Genomic DNA, 19,276 nt, shown 5'->3' with positions numbered 1-19,276 from the left:
TCTGACACCGGTGGCCGCGGTCAGATGTTTGTGTCGAAGCAGGTGGCACCCTGCTTGAACTGGTACGGCGCGGAAATGATCCGGACTGTGGCGGCGCGGAAACCGACAACGCCGCCGCCGCCCGCCGCCGGCGCCGTGCCCAACCGGGCATGGCGCCGGCCGTTCCACCATCGGGCCAGGCAGCGGCCCTGATCAGCGTTCCTCAGCCGGCCCGGCTGCCCAGGCCGACGGCGTAGTCCGGCCAGAACTGGCCGGCGGCGGGGCCGCCGTTGCAGGTGCCGTCCGACTCCCCGGGGATCTTCACCCAGAAGAATGCGTCGACGTCGCTGTCGCCCGTCGCGGCGGTGGGCGGCGTTCCGAGCGCGCGGCCGGGCGGGTTGCACCAGGCGTTGTCCGGCGCCGGGCCCAGGCCGTTGCGACTGGTGTCCACGACGAAGTGGGCTCCGCCGCCCAGCGCGGCGTTGACCGCGTCACCGAAGGCGACTTCGCTGGCGGTGGTACCGAAGTTCGACACGTTCAGTGCGAATCCGCGCGCCCGGTCGACGCCCGCCGACTTCAGCCGGGCGGCGATGGTGACGGCGCTGTGCCAGCCGGCGTTGCCGGCGTCGAGGTAGACGGTCGCCCCGGCGGCGTTCAGGACGTCGACCGCGTTCGACAGCATCCCGTAGCGCGTCTGCTGGTCGGCGGGGGAGAGGCAGTCGATCTGGGCGATGGCGTCGGGCTCGAGCACGACCGCGGCCGGCCCGCCGGCGATCCCGGCGGCAAAGCCGGCGATCCAGTCGCGATAACCCTGCGCGCCACCGGCGCCGCCGGCGGAATAGCTTCCGCAGTCGCGGTTCGGAATCGCGTAGGCCACGAAGACGGGCAGCGCGCCGTTACCCCTGATGGTGCCGGCCCGGCCGGCCACCTTGCGCTGGGTCGTGGCCGGATCGGCATATCCGAACCAGTCCGCGTGCGCGCCACGCAGAATCTTCTCCAGCGCCGCGATGGCGGAGGGATTCCCGCCGCGCAGCGCGTTGATCGCGGCGGCGACCTGGTCCGCGGGATCGATGTAGAACCGGGCGCCGGCGAACGGGTTCCCCGCGGCCGCGGCGGCGGGCGCCGGCGGCGCCGCCACCGGCAGGGCCTGCGCGGCGGCGGGCGGCGGAGCGCTCGTGAGCGCGGCCGTGGGCACCTGTACCGCGGTGAGCCCGGAGGCAGCCGGCCGCGCGGGTGCGGTGACGGTGGGCCCGGTCGTGTGGACGGCGGCGGGCGGGGGCACGCGGCCGGCCCCGGTCGCCGCGAGCGCGTCCACCGCGGAGTCGGAGCCGTCGGGGCCTGCGAGGCCCCGGCCGAGACCGACCCCACCGAGTAGCGTCAGCGCCGCGGTGACCGCGAACGCCGTGCGGGCGAGCCGGCCATCGAGCGGCGGCCGCCGCGATCCGTGCGCGCCGCTCGAGCGCGCGCCGGTCGCGCGTGCCGCGGCCGGGCGCCTCGCGGTTGAGTGACTCGTGGCCGGGCGAGTCGTGGTCCGGTGAGCGCTCGCCGGGTGATTGGTCTCCGGGTGAGTGGTCACCGGGTGAATCGACGTCTGGTGATCGGTGTCCGCGCCAGCGGCGGCGTCGTCGCCGAAGCCGTATTCGACGGTGCGCGGCCGGGCGGCGGGATTCCTCATGGGGCGAGCCGCGGGCACGTGCCCTCCCGTCTTCACAATGCGTTGCCTCGGTGGGTCCCCTCCCGCCCAGAACTGTAGCAGTGCCGGGCGCGGGAACATGACCGTGCTCATCGAGAATTAGGCAACAGCCTGTGTCGGGAAATCCAATTCCGCCCCAACGTGCCCGACCGGTGGGTGCCCGGCGGGTTCGTACCCGTGCACGGATCCACTCTTACGTGACTGCTGGTCTGGCTCATACCCGGCGGCCGGTCCAGGTCTGGTCCGACCGGGGTGGGCCGCCGGCCCACAGCGAATTCCGTTGCGCCGGTAATCGTCGTCCGGGGGTAGCCCGTAGGTGCCGGGCGGGGCGGTTCGCGGCGGCACCGGTCCGCCCACCGCCGATGCCGGGCGTGAGCTTCAACGTGAGGTAGCCGTCACAGTGACGCCTGTTGCGCGAGTAGGCATCGGCGCATTGCGCCGCATCCCGGCGGTGCCGCAGATTCAGGGTGCTGTGACGGTCTTCATGAGCGCGTCGGCGGCCAGTTCGTAGCCGAGCGGGCCGAGCCCGGCGATGATTCCGGCGGCCAGCGGCGAGATGACCGATTCGTGCCGGAACGATTCACGAGCCCACACGTTCGACAGGTGCACCTCGATCCACGGCCGCGGGTAGTTGGCCAACGCGTCGCGCAGGCTCCAGCCGGCGACCATGAGCGCACCCGGGTTGACGACCGCACCCACGGAGTCGTAGTTGTCCTGGATGGCGTGGATCAGCTCGCCCTCGGACTCGCGCTGGACCGACACGATCTTCCAGCCCCGGGCGGCGACCCGCGCGGCCATGGCCTCCTCAATGTCGCGGAGTGTGGCCGTTCCGTAGATCTCGGGCTGGCGCCTGCCGAGAATCCCGAGGTTCGGGCCGTTCAGCAGGAGAAGATTGCTCACAGCGTACCTCTGCAAGGGTGTAGCGGATGTCCGGGCACGGTGTTTATAACAGGGCCCGCGCTTCTCTCCCGGTCGGGGTCCGGCTCTGTGGCGCTGCTCCTACCCGCTCTCGGCCGGATTCGCAAGCTCGATGGTGGTGGGGACCCGTGGTGTCGGGGTGGTGACAGCGTCGTCCGCGGACATCCGGGAGAGCGCTGCCGGTTGCCTGGTGTTCCCGTAGTACCGTCCTTTGCGCACCGGGTTCGATGGATTTCGTCCGCCGAAGGCCGGCATGGGGGGGCTGTCGACATCGCCGCAGCCTCGCAGGCATCTGTATCCGTCATGAAGGGTTAGGTATATGAGCGACAGTCGACGCCCGGCGCCCGAGTTTCCCGCCTGGCCGCAGTTCGACGGCGCGGAACGTGACGGACTGATCCGCGCGCTGGAACAGGGTCAGTGGTGGCGCATGGGCGGTGGCGAGGTCGACGCGTTCGAGCGGGAGTTCGCCGAGTACCACGGCTCGCCCTACGCCCTCGCGGTGACGAACGGCACCCACGCGCTCGAGCTGGCGCTGCAGGTGCTCGGGGTCGGCCCCGGCACGGAGGTCATCGTCCCCGGGTTCACGTTCATCTCCTCGTCGCAGGCCGCCCAGCGGCTCGGTGCCGTCGCCGTCCCGGTCGACGTCGACCTCGACACCTACTGCATCGACCCGGCGGCGGTGGAGACCGCGATCACACCGCGGACGAAGGCGATCATGCCGGTCCACATGGCCGGTCACCTGTCGGACATGGACGCGCTCGCCAAGATCTCCGCGAACACCGGTGTCCCGATCATCCAGGACGCCGCGCACGCCCACGGCACGCAGTGGCAGGGCCGCAAGGTCGGCGAGCACGGCAGCGTCGCGGCCTTCAGCTTCCAGAACGGCAAGCTGATGACGGCCGGCGAGGGCGGTGCGGTGACCTTCCCGGATGCCGAACTGTACGAGCAGGCGTTCCTGCGGCACAGCTGTGGCCGTCCGCGGACGGATCGCCGCTACTTCCACCAGACGTCCGGCTCGAACTTCCGGATGAACGAGTTCTCGGCATCCGTGCTGCGCGCGCAGCTCGCCCGGCTCGGCGGCCAGATCGACACCCGTGAGCAGCGCTGGCCGGTGCTGTCCGGCCTGCTCGCCGAGATCCCCGGCGTGGTCCCGCAGAGCCGCGACCCGCGCTGTGACCGCAACTCGCACTACATGGCGATGTTCCGGGTGCCCGGCTTCGGCGAGGAGCGGCGCAACGCCCTCGTCGACGCGCTGATCGAGCGCGGCCTGCCGGCGTTCGCGGCGTTCCGCTCGATCTACCGCTCGGACGGCTTCTGGGAGACCGGCGCGCCCGACGAGACCGTGGACCAGATCGCCGCGCGCTGCCCGAACGTCGAGGCGCTGAGCGCGGACGGCATCTGGCTGCACCACCGCACGCTGCTCGGCACCGAGGAGCAGATGCACGACATCGCGGCGATCATCGCCGAGACGCTGGCGGACGCGTGACGACGACCGTGAGCTCGCCGGCCGCTCCGGCCGCTCCGAGTACGCCTGTGGCGCCGTCGGCGGCCCCGGTGCCCGCGGAGGCCCTCGGGTCCGGGGAGGCCCTCGTCTCCGCGAGCGCCCTGGCGTCGTCCGAGGTTCTGGTGGCGTCGCAGGCTCTGGTGGCATCGGAGGCTCTGGCCTCCGCTGAGGCCCTGGCGGCGCCGGTGGCCCCGCCGTCCGTCGCGTCCTCGGTGACCGTGGTCTCCGCGGCCCCGGGCCGGGTGCGCGTCGCCGTGGTCGGGCTCGGCTGGGCCGGGCGGTCGATCTGGCTGCCCCGCCTGCGCGAGCACGCCGCGTACGACGTGGTCGCGCTGGTCGACCCCGACGCGGCGGCCCGGGCCGAGCTGGCCGCGGCGCTGGACGGCCAGGCACCGGTCGGGCTGTTCGACGACCCCGACGCGCTGCGGCGGGCCGAGGTGGACCTCGCCGTCGTGGCGGTCCCCAACCACCTGCACAGCTTTGTAGCCGCACGGTTGCTAAACGTCGGGGTTCCGGTCTTCCTGGAGAAGCCCGTCTGCCTCAGCACCGCCGAGGCCGACACCCTGGCCGCCGCCGAGCTGGCCGGCGGGGCGATGCTGCTGGCCGGCAGCGCGTCCCGCTTCCGGGCCGATACCCGCGCGCTCTACGACCTCGCCGGGCGGCTCGGTGAGATCCGGCACGTGGACGTCTCGTGGGTGCGCGCCCGCGGTGTTCCCGACGCCGGCGGCTGGTTCACCCAGCGCAGCCTCGCCGGGGGCGGGGCGCTGGTCGACCTCGGCTGGCACCTGCTCGACGCGGTCGCGCCGTTCGTGGGCACGGACGGCTTCGTCCAGGCCGTCGGGACCGTCTCCAGCGACTTCGTCGCCAACGCCGCCTGGGGCGCGGCCTGGCGGCACGAGGACGCCGCCCAGTCCCGGGCCGGAGGCGACGTTGAGGACACGGTCCGCGCGTTCCTCGTCGCGGGCAGTGGCGTGTCGGTGTCGCTGCGCGCGAGCTGGGCGTCGCACCAGGCGCTCGACGCGACGGTGATCCGGGTCGAGGGCAGCGCCGGCACGGCCGAGCTGCGCTGCACCTTCGGCTTCAGCCCGAACCGGCATCCCGCGTCCACGCTGACCTGGACGAAGGACGGCGTGGACAGCGCCGTCGACGTCGTCACCGAGCCGATCGGCGCCGAGTACCGCCGCCAGCTCGACGAGCTCCCGGCGCTGCTCGCCGACGCCGGGCAGCGCGGCCGGGCCGTCGCCCAGGCCCGGTCGACGATCGCCGCCATCGAGCGGGTCTACGACTCCGCGCGACCGCGGAACCACGCCATCCCGGCCGCCCGGGTCGCGTTCTGACGCCGCGAGCACCCACCGCCGACCGCAACGCCGAGCCTTGGGGGGGAACCGATGGGCACCCACGCGATCGTTTTCGACCTTGACGGTGTGATCGTCGACAGCCACGCCGTCATGCGCGAGGCGTTCATGATCGCCTATGCCGAGGTGGTCGGGCCAGGCCCCGCGCCGTTCGAGGAGTACAACCGCCACCTCGGACGGTACTTCCCGGACATCATGCGGATCATGGGCCTGCCGCTCGAGATGGAGGAGCCCTTCGTCCGGGAGAGCTATCGGCTCTCCCGCAAGGTCCTGCTTTTCGAGGGCGTCCGGGAGCTGCTCGGCGACCTGCGCGAGCGCGGCCTGCGGCTCGCGGTGGCGACGGGCAAGAGCGGCCCGCGGGCCCGCGCGCTGCTCACCGAGCTGGAGATCGTTGACTACTTCGAACGGGTCATCGGCTCCGACGAGGTGGCCCACCCCAAGCCGGCCCCGGACATCGTCCTGCTCGCCCTCGACGTGCTCGGTGCCGCGCCCGGCGAGGCGATGATGATCGGCGACGCGGTGACCGACATCCAGAGCGCCCGCGGCGCCGGGGTGCGGGCGGTCGCCGCGATGTGGGGGGAGACCGACGAGGCCGAGCTGTTGGCGGCCGGCCCCGACTCGGTGCTGCGCTCCCCGCGTGAGCTCCTCGGCCTGCTCGGTGACCACCGCGCGGTGTGAACGCTGCGCTGTGCGGACGGCGCGGTGTGTGGATGGCCGTCGGCGGGGCCCGGGTTTTCGCGTCGGGCCCCGCCGGTCGCCGGCTGGCTCACCCCGTCCGGAGCACGCTCCGGGCCGGGTCGAGGTCGAGACCGAGGTGGTCGGTGCGGCGTTCCCGGTCGAGGTCGCGGCCGTCGCCGCGTCCCTCATCGGCGTGGCGGGCGAGGATCACCGCGCCCGCCAGCGATGACAGCCCGCCCAGCGCCGCCGCCCGGACGGGCACCGGCGGATGGCCCGGCCGGGCCATCGCCTGGGCCTGCACGGTGATCGCGTCGACGAGCCCGGGCAGCCCGTCCGCGAACCCGCCGCCGACCACCGCGAGATCCGGCCGCACCAGCTCGGTCAGCCCGACCAGCGCGCCCGCGATCGCGCGCGCCGTCGTCCCGACCGCGGCGCGGGCCCAGCCCGCACCCTCCACCCAGGCCTCGCGCAGCTCCGGATAGGTCACCTCGGCGGCCGCGGCCGGTTCGTCTGACGCGCCTGGTTCGTCTGACGCGCCCGGTCGGGCGGTGGCGCGTAGTTCGGTGGCCCGGCGCAGCGTGGCCGGTCCGGACGCGAGGGCCTGCAGGCAGCCGTCCCGCCCGCATCGGCACCGCGGCCCGTCCAGCGCCACGATGAGATGGCCGATCTCGCACGAGCCGCGCGCGGTGCCGGGGCAGAGCCGTCCGTCGAGCACGATGCCGCCGCCGATGCCCGTGCCGACCCCCACGTAGACCAGGTTCGCGCTGCCGGCATGGTCCGCTTCGGCAAGCGCGGCGAGGTCACCGTCGTCGCCGAGGGCCACCGGCGCGCCCGCGGCGAGCTCGCGAACCGCCTGACCGAGGTCCAGGCCCGTCCACGACGGCCGGCTCGGCCAGGCCGTGACCCGACCGGACGGGTCGACCGTCGCCGGCATCGCGACGCCGACGCCGGCCAGCCGCCCGCCCCACTCGCCGAGCAGCGCCGCCACGCCCGCCCCGAGATCGCGCAGGTCGGTCTCGGCCGGCACGTCCGCCGACCACCGGAAGCTCGCCTCACGGGGCGCGCCGCCGACCGGCACCAGCCGCAGCGCGGCCTTGGTGCCACCGACGTCGATGCCGAGATGGCAGACCGTGCCGGCTGGGCTGGCAGCGCTGGGCGGGCTGGCAGCGTCGGCCGCGCCGGCGGGGCTCACCGCGCGCCCGGCAGGCTGAAGAAGGTGCGGTACAGGTCGACCTGTTCGGCCAGCATGTGGATGCCCGGATGGGCGGGCAGACCGCGCTCGGCCGCCGCCTGCAGCAGCCGGGTGCGCGCCGGCTTCATGATGATGTCCGCCACGACGCAGCCCGCCGGCAGCATCGCGGGGTCGAACGGCAACGGGTCGGCCGGTCGCAGCCCGAGCGGCGTGGCGTTCACGATCAGATCGACCTGCCCGGCCGGCGTGGGTGCCGCCGCCGCACCAGCCCGACCGGGCCAGTGCGCGTCCAGCCGTCCCAGCAGTTCGCCCGAACGGGCGGTGTCGGGATCGTGGAGGGCCAGGCTCGCACAGCCGGCCTCGAGCAGCGCCACCGCGATCGCGCTGCCGGCCCCGCCCGCACCGGCCAGGTGGACCCGGGCCCCCGCCACACGATGCCCCGCGCGGGCCAGGCCGCGGACGAAGCCGGCGCCATCGAAGTTGTCGGCCAGCCACCGCCCGTCCGGCTCGCGCCGCAGGGCGTTCGCGCTGCCGCTTATCCGCGCCGCGGCGGAGCGGACGTCCGCCAGCTCCGCAGCTGCGACCTTGTGCGGGATCGTGATCAGGATGCCGTCCAGGTTGGCCATGGCACACAGCCCGGCCAGCACCGTCGGGAAGTCACACGGGCGCGCGTGCACGGGCACCAGGACGGCGTCCAGGCCCGCCTCGGCGAACACCGGGTTCACCAGCATCGGCGCCTGGACCTGCTCGACAGGGTCACCGACGACGGCGTACAGCCGGGTCGTCCCGGTGATCTCCCGCGGCCGCGCCGGCTCCCGCCGATCCGGATCCGGGGCGGCCAGCGTCACCGACCCCCGCGCCATGCTGGTCATGCCGCCTCGCGTTCCATCGCGCCCAGCGTCGCGACCACCAGGTCGGCCGGGACGTCCGGAACCAGCCGGGGGCCGTCCACCGAGTCGAGGACGAAGGTGAGGCCGGTGTTCGTGGACTTGCCGGTGTTCGTGGACTTCTTGTCCAGCCGCATGGCGGCGACGAGCGCCGCCGTGTCGGCCCCGGCGGGCAGCGCCGTCGGCAGTCCGTAGTGCGAGACCACCTCGAAGTGCTCGTCGGCGCGCCGGTCGTCGATCAGGCCCAGCGCGGCGGCGAGCCGGCCGGCGAAGACCGTCCCGACCGCTACGCCCTCGCCATGCCGCATCTCGAAGCCGGTGACGATCTCCAGCGCGTGGCCCAGGGTGTGCCCGTAGTTGAGGATGTGACGCAGGCCGGAGTCGCGCTCGTCCCGGGCCACGACCGAGGCCTTGAGCGCCACGCTGCGCGCGATCTGCTCCTCGACGGGACGTCCGCGCAGGTCGCCGGCGCCGATGAAGTGCGCCCGCGCGATCTCCCCGTAGCCGTTGGTCCACTCGCGCGCGGGCAGCGTCGCCAGGTAGTCGGTGTCGCACAGCACGGCGCTGGGCTGCCAGTAGGCGCCGACCAGGTTCTTGCCAGCCGGCAGGTTCACCGCCGTCTTGCCGCCGACGCTCGCGTCGACCTGCGCCAGCAGCGACGTCGGGAGGTGGATGACCGCGATACCGCGGTGGTAGAGCGCCGCCGCGAGCCCGACGACGTCGGTCGTCGTCCCGCCGCCGCAGGAGACCACCGCGTCCGTGCGGGTCAGGCCGAACGCCGCGAACCGCTCGCAGAGCGCCTGGACGTTGGCCAGGTTCTTGTCCGGCTCGCCGTCGCGGGCGGCGACGCGCAGCGCCGGGACCCCGGGATCGGGTACCGCGTCGTCCTCTGGCCGGGCCGAGACGATCACGACCCGGGACGCGTCGATCCGGGCGACGACCTCCGGCAGCGTGCGCCGGACGCCGGGCCCGATGTCGACGGGATAGCCGCGGTCGCCGAGCTCGACCCACACCCGGTGCGTCCCGGGCCCGCCGGCACGGTCGTCGTACCCGGGTGTCGCGGACGGTGCCGTCATCACGGTCCTTCCGGTGTCTGCTCTGCCGGACACGGATGTCAGGGACATGACACGCCGGCTGAGTCACGTGGCGATATTCGGGGACGAGTCTCCACCCTGGCATCTCTGATGGCCCGAGTGGGGGAGTGGCGGCAGTTGTCCGGTCGTATCATCGGCGATGCTTCCGGATAGCCAGAAACGGAGCGAGAGCGGCCTGGGGGGTCGAAACATGGTCGGAACGCATCCGTTGGCCGTGCTGGCGGCGAATCTCGCGGAACCCGACCCGACAATCGTGGGGCGGTTCTCTCGGATCGTCACAGCGCGTGCCAACGTAATTGCGGTACGCGATGAGAAAACTGTACTGAGCTATGCCGAGCTGGACTCGCGTTCATCCGCGCTGGCTCGTTCGCTTGTCGTCGAGGGGGACGACAGCAACATCGGGATCCTGCTGGGGCAGGGAGCGCCCGCGATCGTCGCGATGCTGGGCGCGCTGAAGGCAGGGCGGCCGTTCGTGCCGCTCGATCCGATGCTCCCCGCGGCGCGGCTGGGGCAGATCCTGCGGCTGGCGGGGGTCGCCACCTGCGTGACCGACAGCGCGCACACCGAGCTGCTCGCCGCCGCCCGGCTGGAAGCGGCCGACACCGGTCCCACGCCTGGTCCCGAGCCCGGAACGGTGCCGGGCTCGGAGTACACCCTGATCATTGACGACGGGCCGCCGGTCGGTACCGCCGGGATCGACGACGACCTGCTGCCGGGCCGTCGGGCTCTGCCCACCGACCCGGCCTTCCTGGTGTTCAGCTCCGGCTCCACCGGCGTCCCGAAGGGCGTCGTCTGGCGGAACCGGACCGTGATGAAGGACCTGGACGCGGGCATCGAGCGGGTCGGGATGAACGCCGCCGACCAGATCGCCCTCGTGCTGCCGACCGCGTTCGCCGCCGGCATCACCGTCATGTTCTGGGGGCTGCTCTGCGGCGCCACGCTGCACCCGTTCGACCCGCGGGCCCGCGGGATCGGCGCGATGCCCGCCTGGCTCGTCGACCGCGGCATCACCACGCTGCACCTGACCCCGTCGCTGATGCGTGCGCTGGCCGGCGCCGCCGAGCCCGGGCTGATCCTGGGCGACCTGCGCGCGGTCACCAGCTCCGGTGAGGCCGTGTACGGCCGGGATGTCGCCGCTCTGCGCGAGCTGCTGCCTACAACGTGTACGTTCTACAACTGGTCCGGCTCGACCGAGACCGCCTCGCTCGCCTTCTTCCCGGTCGGATCCGGCGACGAGATTCCGGCTGGTCCACTGCCGGCGGGATGGGCCGTCGACGGCAAGGACATCGAGATCGTCGACGAGCACGGCAAACCCGTACCGGATGGTGCCACCGGCGAAATATCAGTAACGTCAAGGTACCTTTCCGGCGGCTACTGGAACGCCCCCGAGATGACCGCGCAGCGATTTCGGCCGGTTCACCTGTGTGTCGATTCTCCGGCGGACGGCCTGCGGGATTCCGGTGCGCTGGTTTCCGGTGACGAAGCCCTGACGGGCCCGGCGAGCCCGGCGGACTCCGCGGGCCCGGACCACGACCTGCCCGTCTCCGGCGTCACCGTCACCGGTGAGATCGTCCTCGGTGACCTCGGGTCCCACGAGGTCGTGTACCGCGGCGGGGATCTGGCCCGGCGACGCCCGGACGGGTGCATCGAACTACTCGGCCGCGCTGACGCCGCGGTGAAGATCCGTGGTTACCTGGTCGAGCCCGCCGAGATCGAGACCGTCCTGCTCACCTCGCCGGACGTCCTCGAGGCCGTCGTCGTCGCCGAGCGCGTCGAGGGCGAGCCTCCGCGGCTGGTCGCCTACGTCGTGTGCGCCACCGCGGTGAAGTCGGCGACCGTGGCGATCCGCGGCCTGCTGCGGGAGAAGCTGCCCGCCTACATGGTTCCCTCCTCGGTGATCCTGCTCAACGAGCTGCCCCGCAACGAGCGCGGCAAGATCGACCGGCCCGCGCTGCCGGCGCCGCCGCCCCGGCCGCCCGCCCGCCGTCCCACCGGGCGCAGCCACTGGGAGTTCGCGCTGTGTGACCTGTTCGCGCAGATCCTGAAGGTCGATGAGGTCGGCGTCGACGACGACTTCCTCGAGCTCGGCGGGGACTCGCTGCTCGCCCAGCAGCTCCTCAGCGAGATCGCCACCCGTCTCGGCGTGACCCTGCCGACCTCGGTGCTGGTGGAGGCGCCGACCGTCGCCGCCCTCGCGGCCCGGGTGGCAGGTTCCCAACGGGGCATCCCGACCCATCCGACCTGCGTGCCGCTCAACGTCGACGGCTCGCGTCCGCCGCTGTTCTGCGTCGCCGGCGCGGGCGGGCTCGCCATCAACTTCCTAGGGCTCTCCCGCCTGCTCGGCTCCGACCAGCGGGTCTACGGCCTGCAGGCGCAGGGAATGGAAAGCCGGGCGCTGCCCGACTGGAGCGTCGAGCGCCACGCCCGGCGCCACCTGGCCGTGCTCCGCGTGATCCAGCCGACCGGCCCTTACTACCTCGCCGGCTTCTCGTTCGGCGGGCTGGTCGCCCTGGAGATGGCGCACATGCTCGCCGCCGCCGGCGAGGAGGTGGGGATGCTGCTGCTGCTCGACACCACGCTGCCGCGCTCGGCTCAGTCCGCCGGCGGCGCGCGTCCCAGCGGCGACCCCAGTGGCGGGGGACGCATCACCCGGCTGCTGCCGGACCGACTCCCGCTGCCGAACGCGTCCAAGCTACGCAAGGCGGCACGCCTGCCGCTGACCGGGCTCGTCCGCTACCCCGGGCTCGTCCAGTTCGACGTGTTCTTCGACCAGGCCCGGTTCATCACCCAGTCGTACCGGGTCCGGCCGTACGCCGGGCGGACCGTCCTCTACCTCGCCGAGGACAACCCCGAGTCCGGTCGGGACGAGTGGCCCACGCACCTGACCGGTGACTCCACCATCGTCACCGTCCCCGGCGAGCACCACACGATGCTCAACGAGCCGAACGTCTCGGTGCTCGCCGCGGACATGCGTGCCCGCCTCGGAGAGTCGATGCAGCTCTAGCCCGGACGACAGACCAGACCGGACCGGGACGGGCCGTACGGTTCGCGCGGGGGGCGGCATAGTCTCTCTCGGCGTGATGCCTGAGTCCGTGTCCGGCCCGTGTCTGTCGGGCGGGCCGGTGGACGTCCCGTCGACCAGGGTGACCCGCCTGCACGCCCGGGTGGTGGCGAAGCTCACCGGCGTCGACGAGTCCGCCCGCAGCCTGCGCTTCTTCGCCGACCAGGGCCGGGTGATCATTACCCTGGTCGGCCTGTCGGTCATCGGCTCGGTCGCGGTCGCGGCCGGCCCGTTCCTGCTGCGCCACCTCATCGACGACTCCCTGCCGACCGGACAGGTCGGCGACCTCGTCGTCCCGGTGCTCCTCCTGTGCGCGCTGCTGGTGTTCGAGTCGGCAGTGCTCGCCACCCGGATGGCGCTCATCGCCCGGCTCGGCGCCGTGATCACGGTGCGGACCCGGCAGGCCGTCAACGCCCACCTGCAACGCCTGCCGTTCGGCTTCTTCCCCCGCAGCCAGCAGGGCGAGGTGATGACGGTGATGTCCACCGACGTCATCACCGCCCAGTACGCGGTCTCCGCGGTCGTCCAGGCGGTGATCTGCCGGGTCGCTGACATCGCCGTCGGCACCGCCGTCGTCTTCGTGCTGGACTGGCGGCTCAGCCTGGCGGTCATGGTCTTCGCCCCCGCCACACTGCTGATCATGAAGTCCGGCCGTCGCCGCCTCGCCGGCATCTCCCACCGCCAACGAGAGCTGGACGGCCAGCTCATGGCCCAGGTGGCGGACACCTCCTCGGTCTCGGGCGCGCTGCACGTCCGGCTGTTCGACCGGGCGGACCATGAATGCGAACGCTTCGACGCCGCCGCCGCCGAGCTGCTCGCCGCCAGCCGTGAGCAGGCCCGGCTGACCTCACGTGTCCGCCTCGTCGTCAACCTCGGCATCGTCATGACGATGACGGTGGTCGTTACCCTCGGCGCCTGGCTGGTCTCCACGGGACACACCTCGCTCGGGACGGTCGCCGCGCTCGGCGGCGCACTCCTGGTCTCCTTCGGCCCGCTCGCCTCCGCCGTCGAGCTCCGCTCCGAGCTCTCCAGCGCCGGTGCGTCGTTCCGCCGGATCTTCGCCCTGCTCGACCTCCCAGTGGCCGCGGCCCGTCCGGTGGCCACAGCCCGCCCAGTCGACCCTGCACGCCCGCCGCTCCAGCAGCGTCCGTCGGCCCAGCTGCGCCCGGTGGACCGACAGCCTGCGACGCTCGAGCACCGTCCGCGGGTCCCCGTCGCCTCGGCGCCGGACCTCACCCTTGACGACGTCTGGTTCTCCTACGACATCGCCACCTCCGACCCACGCCTCACCGCCCCGGATCGCCCCGCCACACCGGATCGCGACAACGCGGCGTGGAACCTGCGCGGTGTCACCCTGCGGGTTGCTCCGGGGGCGACGACCGCGGTCGTCGGGGCGAGCGGCGCCGGCAAGACGACCATCACTTACATCGCCAGCGGCATCCACCGCCCCCAGCACGGCACCATCCGGCTCGGCGGCGTGGCCTTGGACGACATTCCGTCATCCGAGCTGCATTCGCTGATCGGGGTCGTTCCCCAGGAGCCGCACCTGTTCCACGACACCATCGCGGCGAACCTGCGCTACGGACGGCTCGACGCCACTGACGACGAGCTGCGCGAGGCGCTCGACGCCGCCAACCTCTCGGCGCTGCTCAACCAGCTGCCGGACGGGCTGCGTACCCGTGTCGGCGCTCGCGGTTACCGGCTTTCCGGCGGCGAGCGTCAACGGCTCGCCATCGCCCGGGTCCTGCTGCAGTCGCCTCAGGTGCTGATCCTGGACGAGGCCACCTCGGCGCTTGACACCGTCTCCGAGGCGGCCGTCCGCGCCGCGCTCGACCGGCTCTCGGTCGGCCGGACCTGCCTGGTCATCGCGCACCGGCTCTCCACCGTGATCGATGCCGACCGCATCTACGTCATGGACCACGGCCGGGTGGTCGAGGACGGCACCCACGGCGAGCTGCTCGCCGATGATGGTGCCTACGCCCGCCTGTACCGCCCGGTCACGGTGGGCTGAGCCCGCCGTCCCGCGCGCGGGATCCAGCCGGACGGGCACGCACGTGCAGGCGTTCCCCCTGCGGCCCGAACAGGCTGATGGCCTCCACCGCCTCCGGGCTCGGATTGCTGAATGCATGCGGGACGTGCGTGTCGAACTCGGCGACCTCGCCGGCGGTCAGGACGACCTCCCGCTCACCCAGGAACAGGTGCAGCCGGCCGGACAACACGTAGATCCATTCGTAGCCCTCGTGTGTCTGCAGTTCCCTCGTACAGGCCGGCCACCCGGGCGGGAAGATCATCTTGAATGATCGCAGTCCGCCCGGACGTCTCGTCAGCGGTACGACGGTCATTCCGTCGCGCTCGAACGGCCGCGGGAGCACCCGTGGATCGCTTGTCGGCGGCGTGCCGACGAGCTCGTCGAGCGGGACCTGGTAGGCCTTCGCGAGGGGCAGTAGCAGCTCCAGCGTCAGTCGGCGTTGCCCGGACTCCAGCCGCGACAGCGTGCTGACCGAGATCCCGGTGGCCCGGGAGAGTGCGGGAAGAGTTGTCCCGTTCTGTTTGCGCAGCGCGCGCAGCCGGGGACCGACCGCGGCAAGTACGGCCTCGATACCCTGTTCGGTTCCCACAGTCACCCCACCATGCTCGCCTTAAAGTTGCTGTTCTGGCAATGATGTTTGTCAAACCCGCTCCTGGATGTGGAAGATTCGGGCTCGGAACACTCCTCAGTCGAAGGGCGGTATCCGGATGAAGCAGATCTACGACGTGATGGTCGTCGGTGGTGGGCCCGCCGGTCTGAGCGGCGCACTCACCCTGGCCGGGGCACGCCGGACCCTCCTGGCGGTCGACGCGGGCGAGCTCCGCAACGCCCGCCCCGGGCGTGCACAACTACCTGGGCCGGGAAGGCGTCCCCCCGAGTGAGCTCCTGGCAACCGGACGGGCCGAGGCCATCGGCTACGGCGGTGAGATCGTCACCGCCACGGTCACCTCCCTCGAGCGTCTCCCGTCAACACCGACCGTCGTTGACGGACCCGGAGTACCGCCCCAGTTCCGTGTCGGGCTTGACGATGGCCGCGTCACCACAGCCCGCCGGCTGCTCGTGACCACCGGTCTGGTGGACGAGCTGCCGGACATACCCGGACTCGCCGGCCTGTGGGGGCACGCCGTCCTGCACTGCCCGTACTGCCACGGATGAAAGGTCCGTGACCAGCCGATCGGCGTTCTCGGCGGCTCACCGATGGCGGTACACCAGGCTCTTCTCTGGCGGCAGCGGAGCGAAGACGTCGTCCTGTTCACCCACACCGGTCCCGACCCCACGGCCGAGGAGGCCGAGCAGCTCGCCGCCCGCAGCATCCGAGTCGTGCCCGGTGCCGTCGAGGCCCTCGAGACCGCGAACGACCGCCTCGAATCCGTCCGACTGCACCACGGGGAGGTGGTTCCCCGCCGGGCCCTGGCGGTCGCGCCGCGCTTCACCACCCGCACCGCGATACTCGGTGCGCTCGGCCTGGAATCAACCGACCTGGCCCTGAACGGCCACGTGATCGGCCGACAGGTGCAGTCGGACCCCGCCGGCGCGACCCAGGCCGCCGGGGTGTGGATCGCGGGAAACGTGGCAGACGTGGTGGCCTCAGTGATCACGGCGTCCGCCGCCGGCGTGAAGGCCGCCGCCCTCAACGCGGACCTGATCGCCGAAGAGATTCGCCTCGCTGTGGCGGCACGGCGGACGGGCTACGTTCCGAGCGGCTGACCTGCCTTCAACGGCTGACCCGCCTTCAACGGAGTGCTTTGGCCAACCTGGTCACCCCCTCCGCGATCTCCGCCGGGCTGTGCGTCGTGAAGGACAACCGCAGCGTCGCGGCATCCGCGGGCCCGGCGTAGAACGGTGCTCCGGGAACGTAGGCCACCTGTCTCCTGACCGCAGCCGAGAGGAGCGCCGTGGCGTCATAGCCATCGGGCAGCCGCGCCCAGACGAACATCCCGCCCTCCGGCCGGTTCCACGTGCTGCCCGCCGGCAGCCCTCGGGGAAGCCCGGCCAGGAGCGCGTCACGCCTCGGCCGATAGGCCGCGCAGACCCTGGTGATGTGCGCGTCGAGGTCGCTGTCGATCAGATACCGAGCCGCGGCCGCCTGGTCGATCGTTGAGGTGTGCAGGTCCGCGGCCTGCTTGGCGATCACGCAGGCGCGGCGTAGTACTTCCGGTGCCCGCAACCACCCGAGGCGCATCCCCGGTGCCATCGTCTTCGAGAAGCTTCCCAGCAGGATGGTGCGGTCCGCCGCGTCCTCGATCGACGCGATCCATGGCACGGCGGCACCCTCGAACCGCAGCTCGCCGTACGGGTCGTCTTCGATGATCCAGAATCCGCACTCGGCGGCGACCCGGGCAATCGCGGACCGGCGCTCCGCGGGGACCGTCCGACCAGTCGGGTTCTGGAAGTTCGGGACGAGATAGATCAGCTTTGGCTTCTCGCGGGCCGCGACCTCCGCGAGCGCGTCGGGAACGATGCCATGCTCGTCGGTGGTGACCGGGTAGACCCGTGCGCCGGCGTAGCCGAACGACTGCAGCACAGCCAGATAGGTCGGATCCTCCACGACAACGGCGTCCCCGGGTTCGAGAAGCGCGGTGATGAGGAGGGTCAACGCCTGCTGCGAGCCGGTCGTGATCAGAAGATCGTCGGAATGAGTGGGTAGGCTCCGGCCAGCCAGCCGTGCGGCGATCGTCTCGCGCAGCAACGGGCTGCCCTCGGTCGACGAGTACTGCAGTACCCGGCGCGGATCCTCACTCAGCACTCGGTCGTAGGCAGCCCGGATGCCCTCCGCGTCGAAGAACTCCGGCGCCGGCAGGCCACCGGCAAAGGAGATCACTTCTGGTCGTTCCGTCAACGCGAGAATCTCACGTACCGGAGAGGTCTGGACGGATCCGACTCGGCTCGCGAGCTCCGGAGGCGCGGTTGTGTTCCTCACGTTGGTTGACTCCCTCGATTTCTCTGCCGCCCGGTTCCCTCCGGCGCAGGTCCCGCCCCGATCCTGCCTGACGCCAAGCAGATGACTCACGCCGGGCCACGTCAGGCCTTGTCTGGGATGGCATCTGCCAGTCGGGATCCTTTCCCGCTCCGGTCGGCGTTTTCGGACGGGATCGCGTGTGCCCGCGATCTTCCCTCAAGTGCTCGGCGTGCCGATTCTTGGCCGTAGTCCCGGGTGAGACATCGACTTCGAGATATGTGTCGGGGGTGGTGACACTGGTTCGCCCGAGTGGGCTGGTCCACACGAAGGTTCCTTCCTGGGGTTGTGTGACCTGCCAGTGGCCACGATGTTTCATCCGGTGGTGTCGACGGCACAGCGGGCCGAGATTCTTGGTCAGAGTCCGTCCATCCTCGGAGAAGGAGATGGTGTGATCGGTATCCGTGCGGCGTGATGGCCGGGTGCAGCCTGTGAATACACAGGTCCGGTTGCGGGCACGAACATGGCGGACCTGTGCGGCGCTTGGTAGACGCCGGTCGGCGACCTCGATCAGATGTCCTTGTGGATCGGTCAGAATGCGCCGCCAGGTTGAGCCCGGCCGTTTGGCCATCTCCCGGGCTATTCGTGCGGGGATCGGGCCGTACCCCGGAATCTCACCGGGGTCGTCGGACAGGCCCATCAGGGTCGTCGCGGGTACGACGACTTGAATGTCACACGGCATCGGCGTGGCGTGGCTGCCTCGGCCCGTAAGTAGATCGACCAGCACGTCGGCACGAATCTGGGCGCGGGTCCGGTCGTCACCGTCGGATCTGTTGGCACTGATGGAACGGGCAGCCTGATCGATCCGCTGGTAGCAGGCCTCGGCGTCCTCCGTGGGAAGGACGGCTGTGAGCGCGCTTGTCCCGTCCTCGTCGGGAGAGATCCACACCCGTCGGTCCTTGCGTCGGGTCTCCGCGCGGTCTGCCGTGCCTTCGGGGTCGATCCTGGCTACGGCGCGCCTGCAGGCATCGGTGAAGGCGCGCCGGTTAGGTCGTGCTCCTCCGGCGAGCACGTGTGCTTCGACTCTGGCTGCGGTGCGGTCGTCGAGCGGGTGGACCGCTTTCTCCAGTGACTGCAGTCGTTGGAGATCCAGGACTCCCGCCCTGAGTGCGTCGACTGCGTTCGGAAGGCGCCGGGCGACGGTGCAGGCGAACGTCAGCTGGGCGGAGGCCGACTGGGGCGAGACCGCCATCGCGGTGGCTATCTCTTCGGGCGCGAACTCGTCGGAGACGAGTGATTGCTCGGCGCTTGGCGGGAGCAGGAGGGCCGCGAACCGAGCCAGCAGGGTCAGTAGATCCGCGTGGCCGGCCGCTATCGTGCGGACGACGCGAGAGATCTCCCTGAAGAGATCGTCGGCTTTCGTGTCGAGCGCCTCGCGGGTGCGGGTGTCGCCGTTGGTTGCCCACGAGTCCTCTTCTGAGCTGGTCGAGTGCGTCGGGGGACTCCCGACCACGGTGGCGGTCTCATCCCCTGGTGTGGATCGGCCGTCTGATCCGGTGGATGTGGCGGCGGATCCGATCTTGGCGTCGGGCGCGTTGGCGGCGGTGCGTTGCCCGCGTGGCGATGCGCCACGCCTCGAGCCGGGAAGGGAGGTCATGGTGTCACCGCCTGTCCGCCAAGTCGTCAATATCGAACGTGTGTTCGACGATATGGCTGGCGGGCGGGCAGGACAAGAGGTCTGAGTACCTGTCCTGAATCTTGGTTCTCTGTGCGGAGAGTGACGTGGGGGTGGGAGGTTTTGGGTTGGCGGTGGGGCTGGTAGGTCGTGGAGATGGCACGTTCTCCTCGGTATCCCTCGGTATCCCTCGGTATCCCTCGGATCTCACGGACGCGGAGTGGGCCTACGTGCAGCCGCTGCTGCCGGCGGCGTCGAAGGACGGCCGGCCCGAGAAACACGACCGGCGTGACATCGTGGACGCGATCCTCTATG

General features: G+C 71.7%; 14 protein-coding genes and 1 pseudogene. 7 read left to right on the top strand and 8 right to left on the bottom strand.

Going from position 1 to position 19,276, the window contains the following annotated elements; all coding sequences use genetic code 11:
- Window positions 1–202 precede the first annotated feature (202 nt).
- Window positions 203–1,654 carry a glycoside hydrolase family 6 protein gene (locus FMEAI12_RS00680; RefSeq protein WP_235013550.1) on the bottom strand — a complete coding sequence of 484 codons (1,452 nt, stop codon included), beginning with the start codon at window positions 1,652–1,654 and terminating at the stop codon, window positions 203–205.
- Window positions 1,655–2,134: 480 nt separating this feature from the next.
- Window positions 2,135–2,572 (bottom strand): type II 3-dehydroquinate dehydratase, encoded by a 438-nt coding sequence (locus FMEAI12_RS00675; protein WP_071060259.1) that lies wholly within the window; start codon window positions 2,570–2,572, stop codon window positions 2,135–2,137.
- A 337-nt stretch (window positions 2,573–2,909) separates the two neighbouring features.
- On the opposite strand from FMEAI12_RS00675, the gene FMEAI12_RS00670 reads away from it, so the two are divergent.
- From FMEAI12_RS00670 to FMEAI12_RS00660, 3 genes are all read left to right on the top strand, one after another.
- Window positions 2,910–4,076 (top strand): DegT/DnrJ/EryC1/StrS family aminotransferase, encoded by a 1,167-nt coding sequence (locus tag FMEAI12_RS00670; RefSeq protein WP_112104604.1) that lies wholly within the window; start codon window positions 2,910–2,912, stop codon window positions 4,074–4,076.
- A 260-nt stretch (window positions 4,077–4,336) separates the two neighbouring features.
- Window positions 4,337–5,431, top strand: a complete 1,095-nt coding sequence (locus FMEAI12_RS00665; protein WP_112104632.1) for a Gfo/Idh/MocA family protein — start codon at window positions 4,337–4,339, stop codon at window positions 5,429–5,431.
- Between the two features lie 51 nt (window positions 5,432–5,482).
- The gene (locus FMEAI12_RS00660) at window positions 5,483–6,127 is read left to right on the top strand and encodes an HAD-IA family hydrolase (RefSeq protein ID WP_020459272.1); all 645 of its coding nucleotides are present in this window, start codon (window positions 5,483–5,485) and stop codon (window positions 6,125–6,127) included.
- Window positions 6,128–6,215: 88 nt separating this feature from the next.
- Here the strand turns inward: FMEAI12_RS00660 and FMEAI12_RS00655 are convergent, their stop codons facing one another.
- From FMEAI12_RS00655 to FMEAI12_RS00645, 3 genes are read right to left on the bottom strand one after another with little or no spacing between them, the layout of a single operon-like run.
- Window positions 6,216–7,319 (bottom strand): ROK family protein, encoded by a 1,104-nt coding sequence (locus FMEAI12_RS00655; protein WP_112104603.1) that lies wholly within the window; start codon window positions 7,317–7,319, stop codon window positions 6,216–6,218.
- Window positions 7,316–8,182, bottom strand: a complete 867-nt coding sequence (locus tag FMEAI12_RS00650) for a shikimate dehydrogenase (RefSeq protein WP_235013555.1) — start codon at window positions 8,180–8,182, stop codon at window positions 7,316–7,318. The genes FMEAI12_RS00655 and FMEAI12_RS00650 overlap by 4 nt, the downstream gene beginning before the upstream one ends.
- 5 nt (window positions 8,183–8,187) lie before the next feature.
- Window positions 8,188–9,282: a 3-dehydroquinate synthase gene (locus tag FMEAI12_RS00645; RefSeq protein WP_112104601.1), complete on the bottom strand. Its 1,095-nt coding sequence runs from the start codon at window positions 9,280–9,282 to the stop codon at window positions 8,188–8,190.
- A gap of 208 nt (window positions 9,283–9,490) precedes the next feature.
- Here FMEAI12_RS00645 and FMEAI12_RS00640 point away from each other — a divergent pair, with 208 nt between their 5' ends.
- Window positions 9,491–12,304, top strand: coding sequence for an alpha/beta fold hydrolase (locus tag FMEAI12_RS00640; RefSeq protein WP_112104600.1), 2,814 nt, complete (start codon window positions 9,491–9,493; stop codon window positions 12,302–12,304).
- 76 nt (window positions 12,305–12,380) lie between these two features.
- Window positions 12,381–14,372, top strand: coding sequence for an ABC transporter ATP-binding protein (locus FMEAI12_RS00635; protein WP_112104631.1), 1,992 nt, complete (start codon window positions 12,381–12,383; stop codon window positions 14,370–14,372).
- On the opposite strand, the gene FMEAI12_RS00630 is transcribed toward FMEAI12_RS00635, so the two are convergent.
- Window positions 14,359–14,985: an XRE family transcriptional regulator gene (locus FMEAI12_RS00630; RefSeq protein ID WP_165938616.1), complete on the bottom strand. Its 627-nt coding sequence runs from the start codon at window positions 14,983–14,985 to the stop codon at window positions 14,359–14,361. The genes FMEAI12_RS00635 and FMEAI12_RS00630 overlap by 14 nt on opposite strands.
- A 112-nt stretch (window positions 14,986–15,097) precedes the next feature.
- Here FMEAI12_RS00630 and FMEAI12_RS39600 point away from each other — a divergent pair.
- Window positions 15,098–16,097 (top strand): annotated as a pseudogene (locus FMEAI12_RS39600) (NAD(P)/FAD-dependent oxidoreductase).
- 25 nt (window positions 16,098–16,122) lie between these two features.
- Here the strand turns inward: FMEAI12_RS39600 and FMEAI12_RS00620 are convergent.
- Window positions 16,123–17,310, bottom strand: a complete 1,188-nt coding sequence (locus FMEAI12_RS00620) for a PLP-dependent aminotransferase family protein (protein ID WP_071060264.1) — start codon at window positions 17,308–17,310, stop codon at window positions 16,123–16,125.
- Window positions 17,240–18,943, bottom strand: coding sequence for an HNH endonuclease signature motif containing protein (locus FMEAI12_RS00615; protein WP_235013546.1), 1,704 nt, complete (start codon window positions 18,941–18,943; stop codon window positions 17,240–17,242). Before FMEAI12_RS00615 ends, FMEAI12_RS00620 begins: the two co-directional genes overlap by 71 nt.
- Window positions 18,944–19,101: 158 nt before the next feature.
- Between FMEAI12_RS00615 and FMEAI12_RS00610 the strand changes: the two genes are divergently transcribed.
- Window positions 19,102–19,276 (top strand): transposase (locus FMEAI12_RS00610; protein ID WP_235013554.1); only part of this gene is annotated, 175 nt, incomplete at its 3' end.

It is taken from the genome of Parafrankia sp. Ea1.12, assembly GCF_900465275.1.
GTDB classification, from domain to species: Bacteria; Actinomycetota; Actinomycetes; order Frankiales; family Frankiaceae; genus Parafrankia; species Parafrankia soli.
This window is presented reverse-complemented; position numbering and strand designations above follow the sequence as displayed.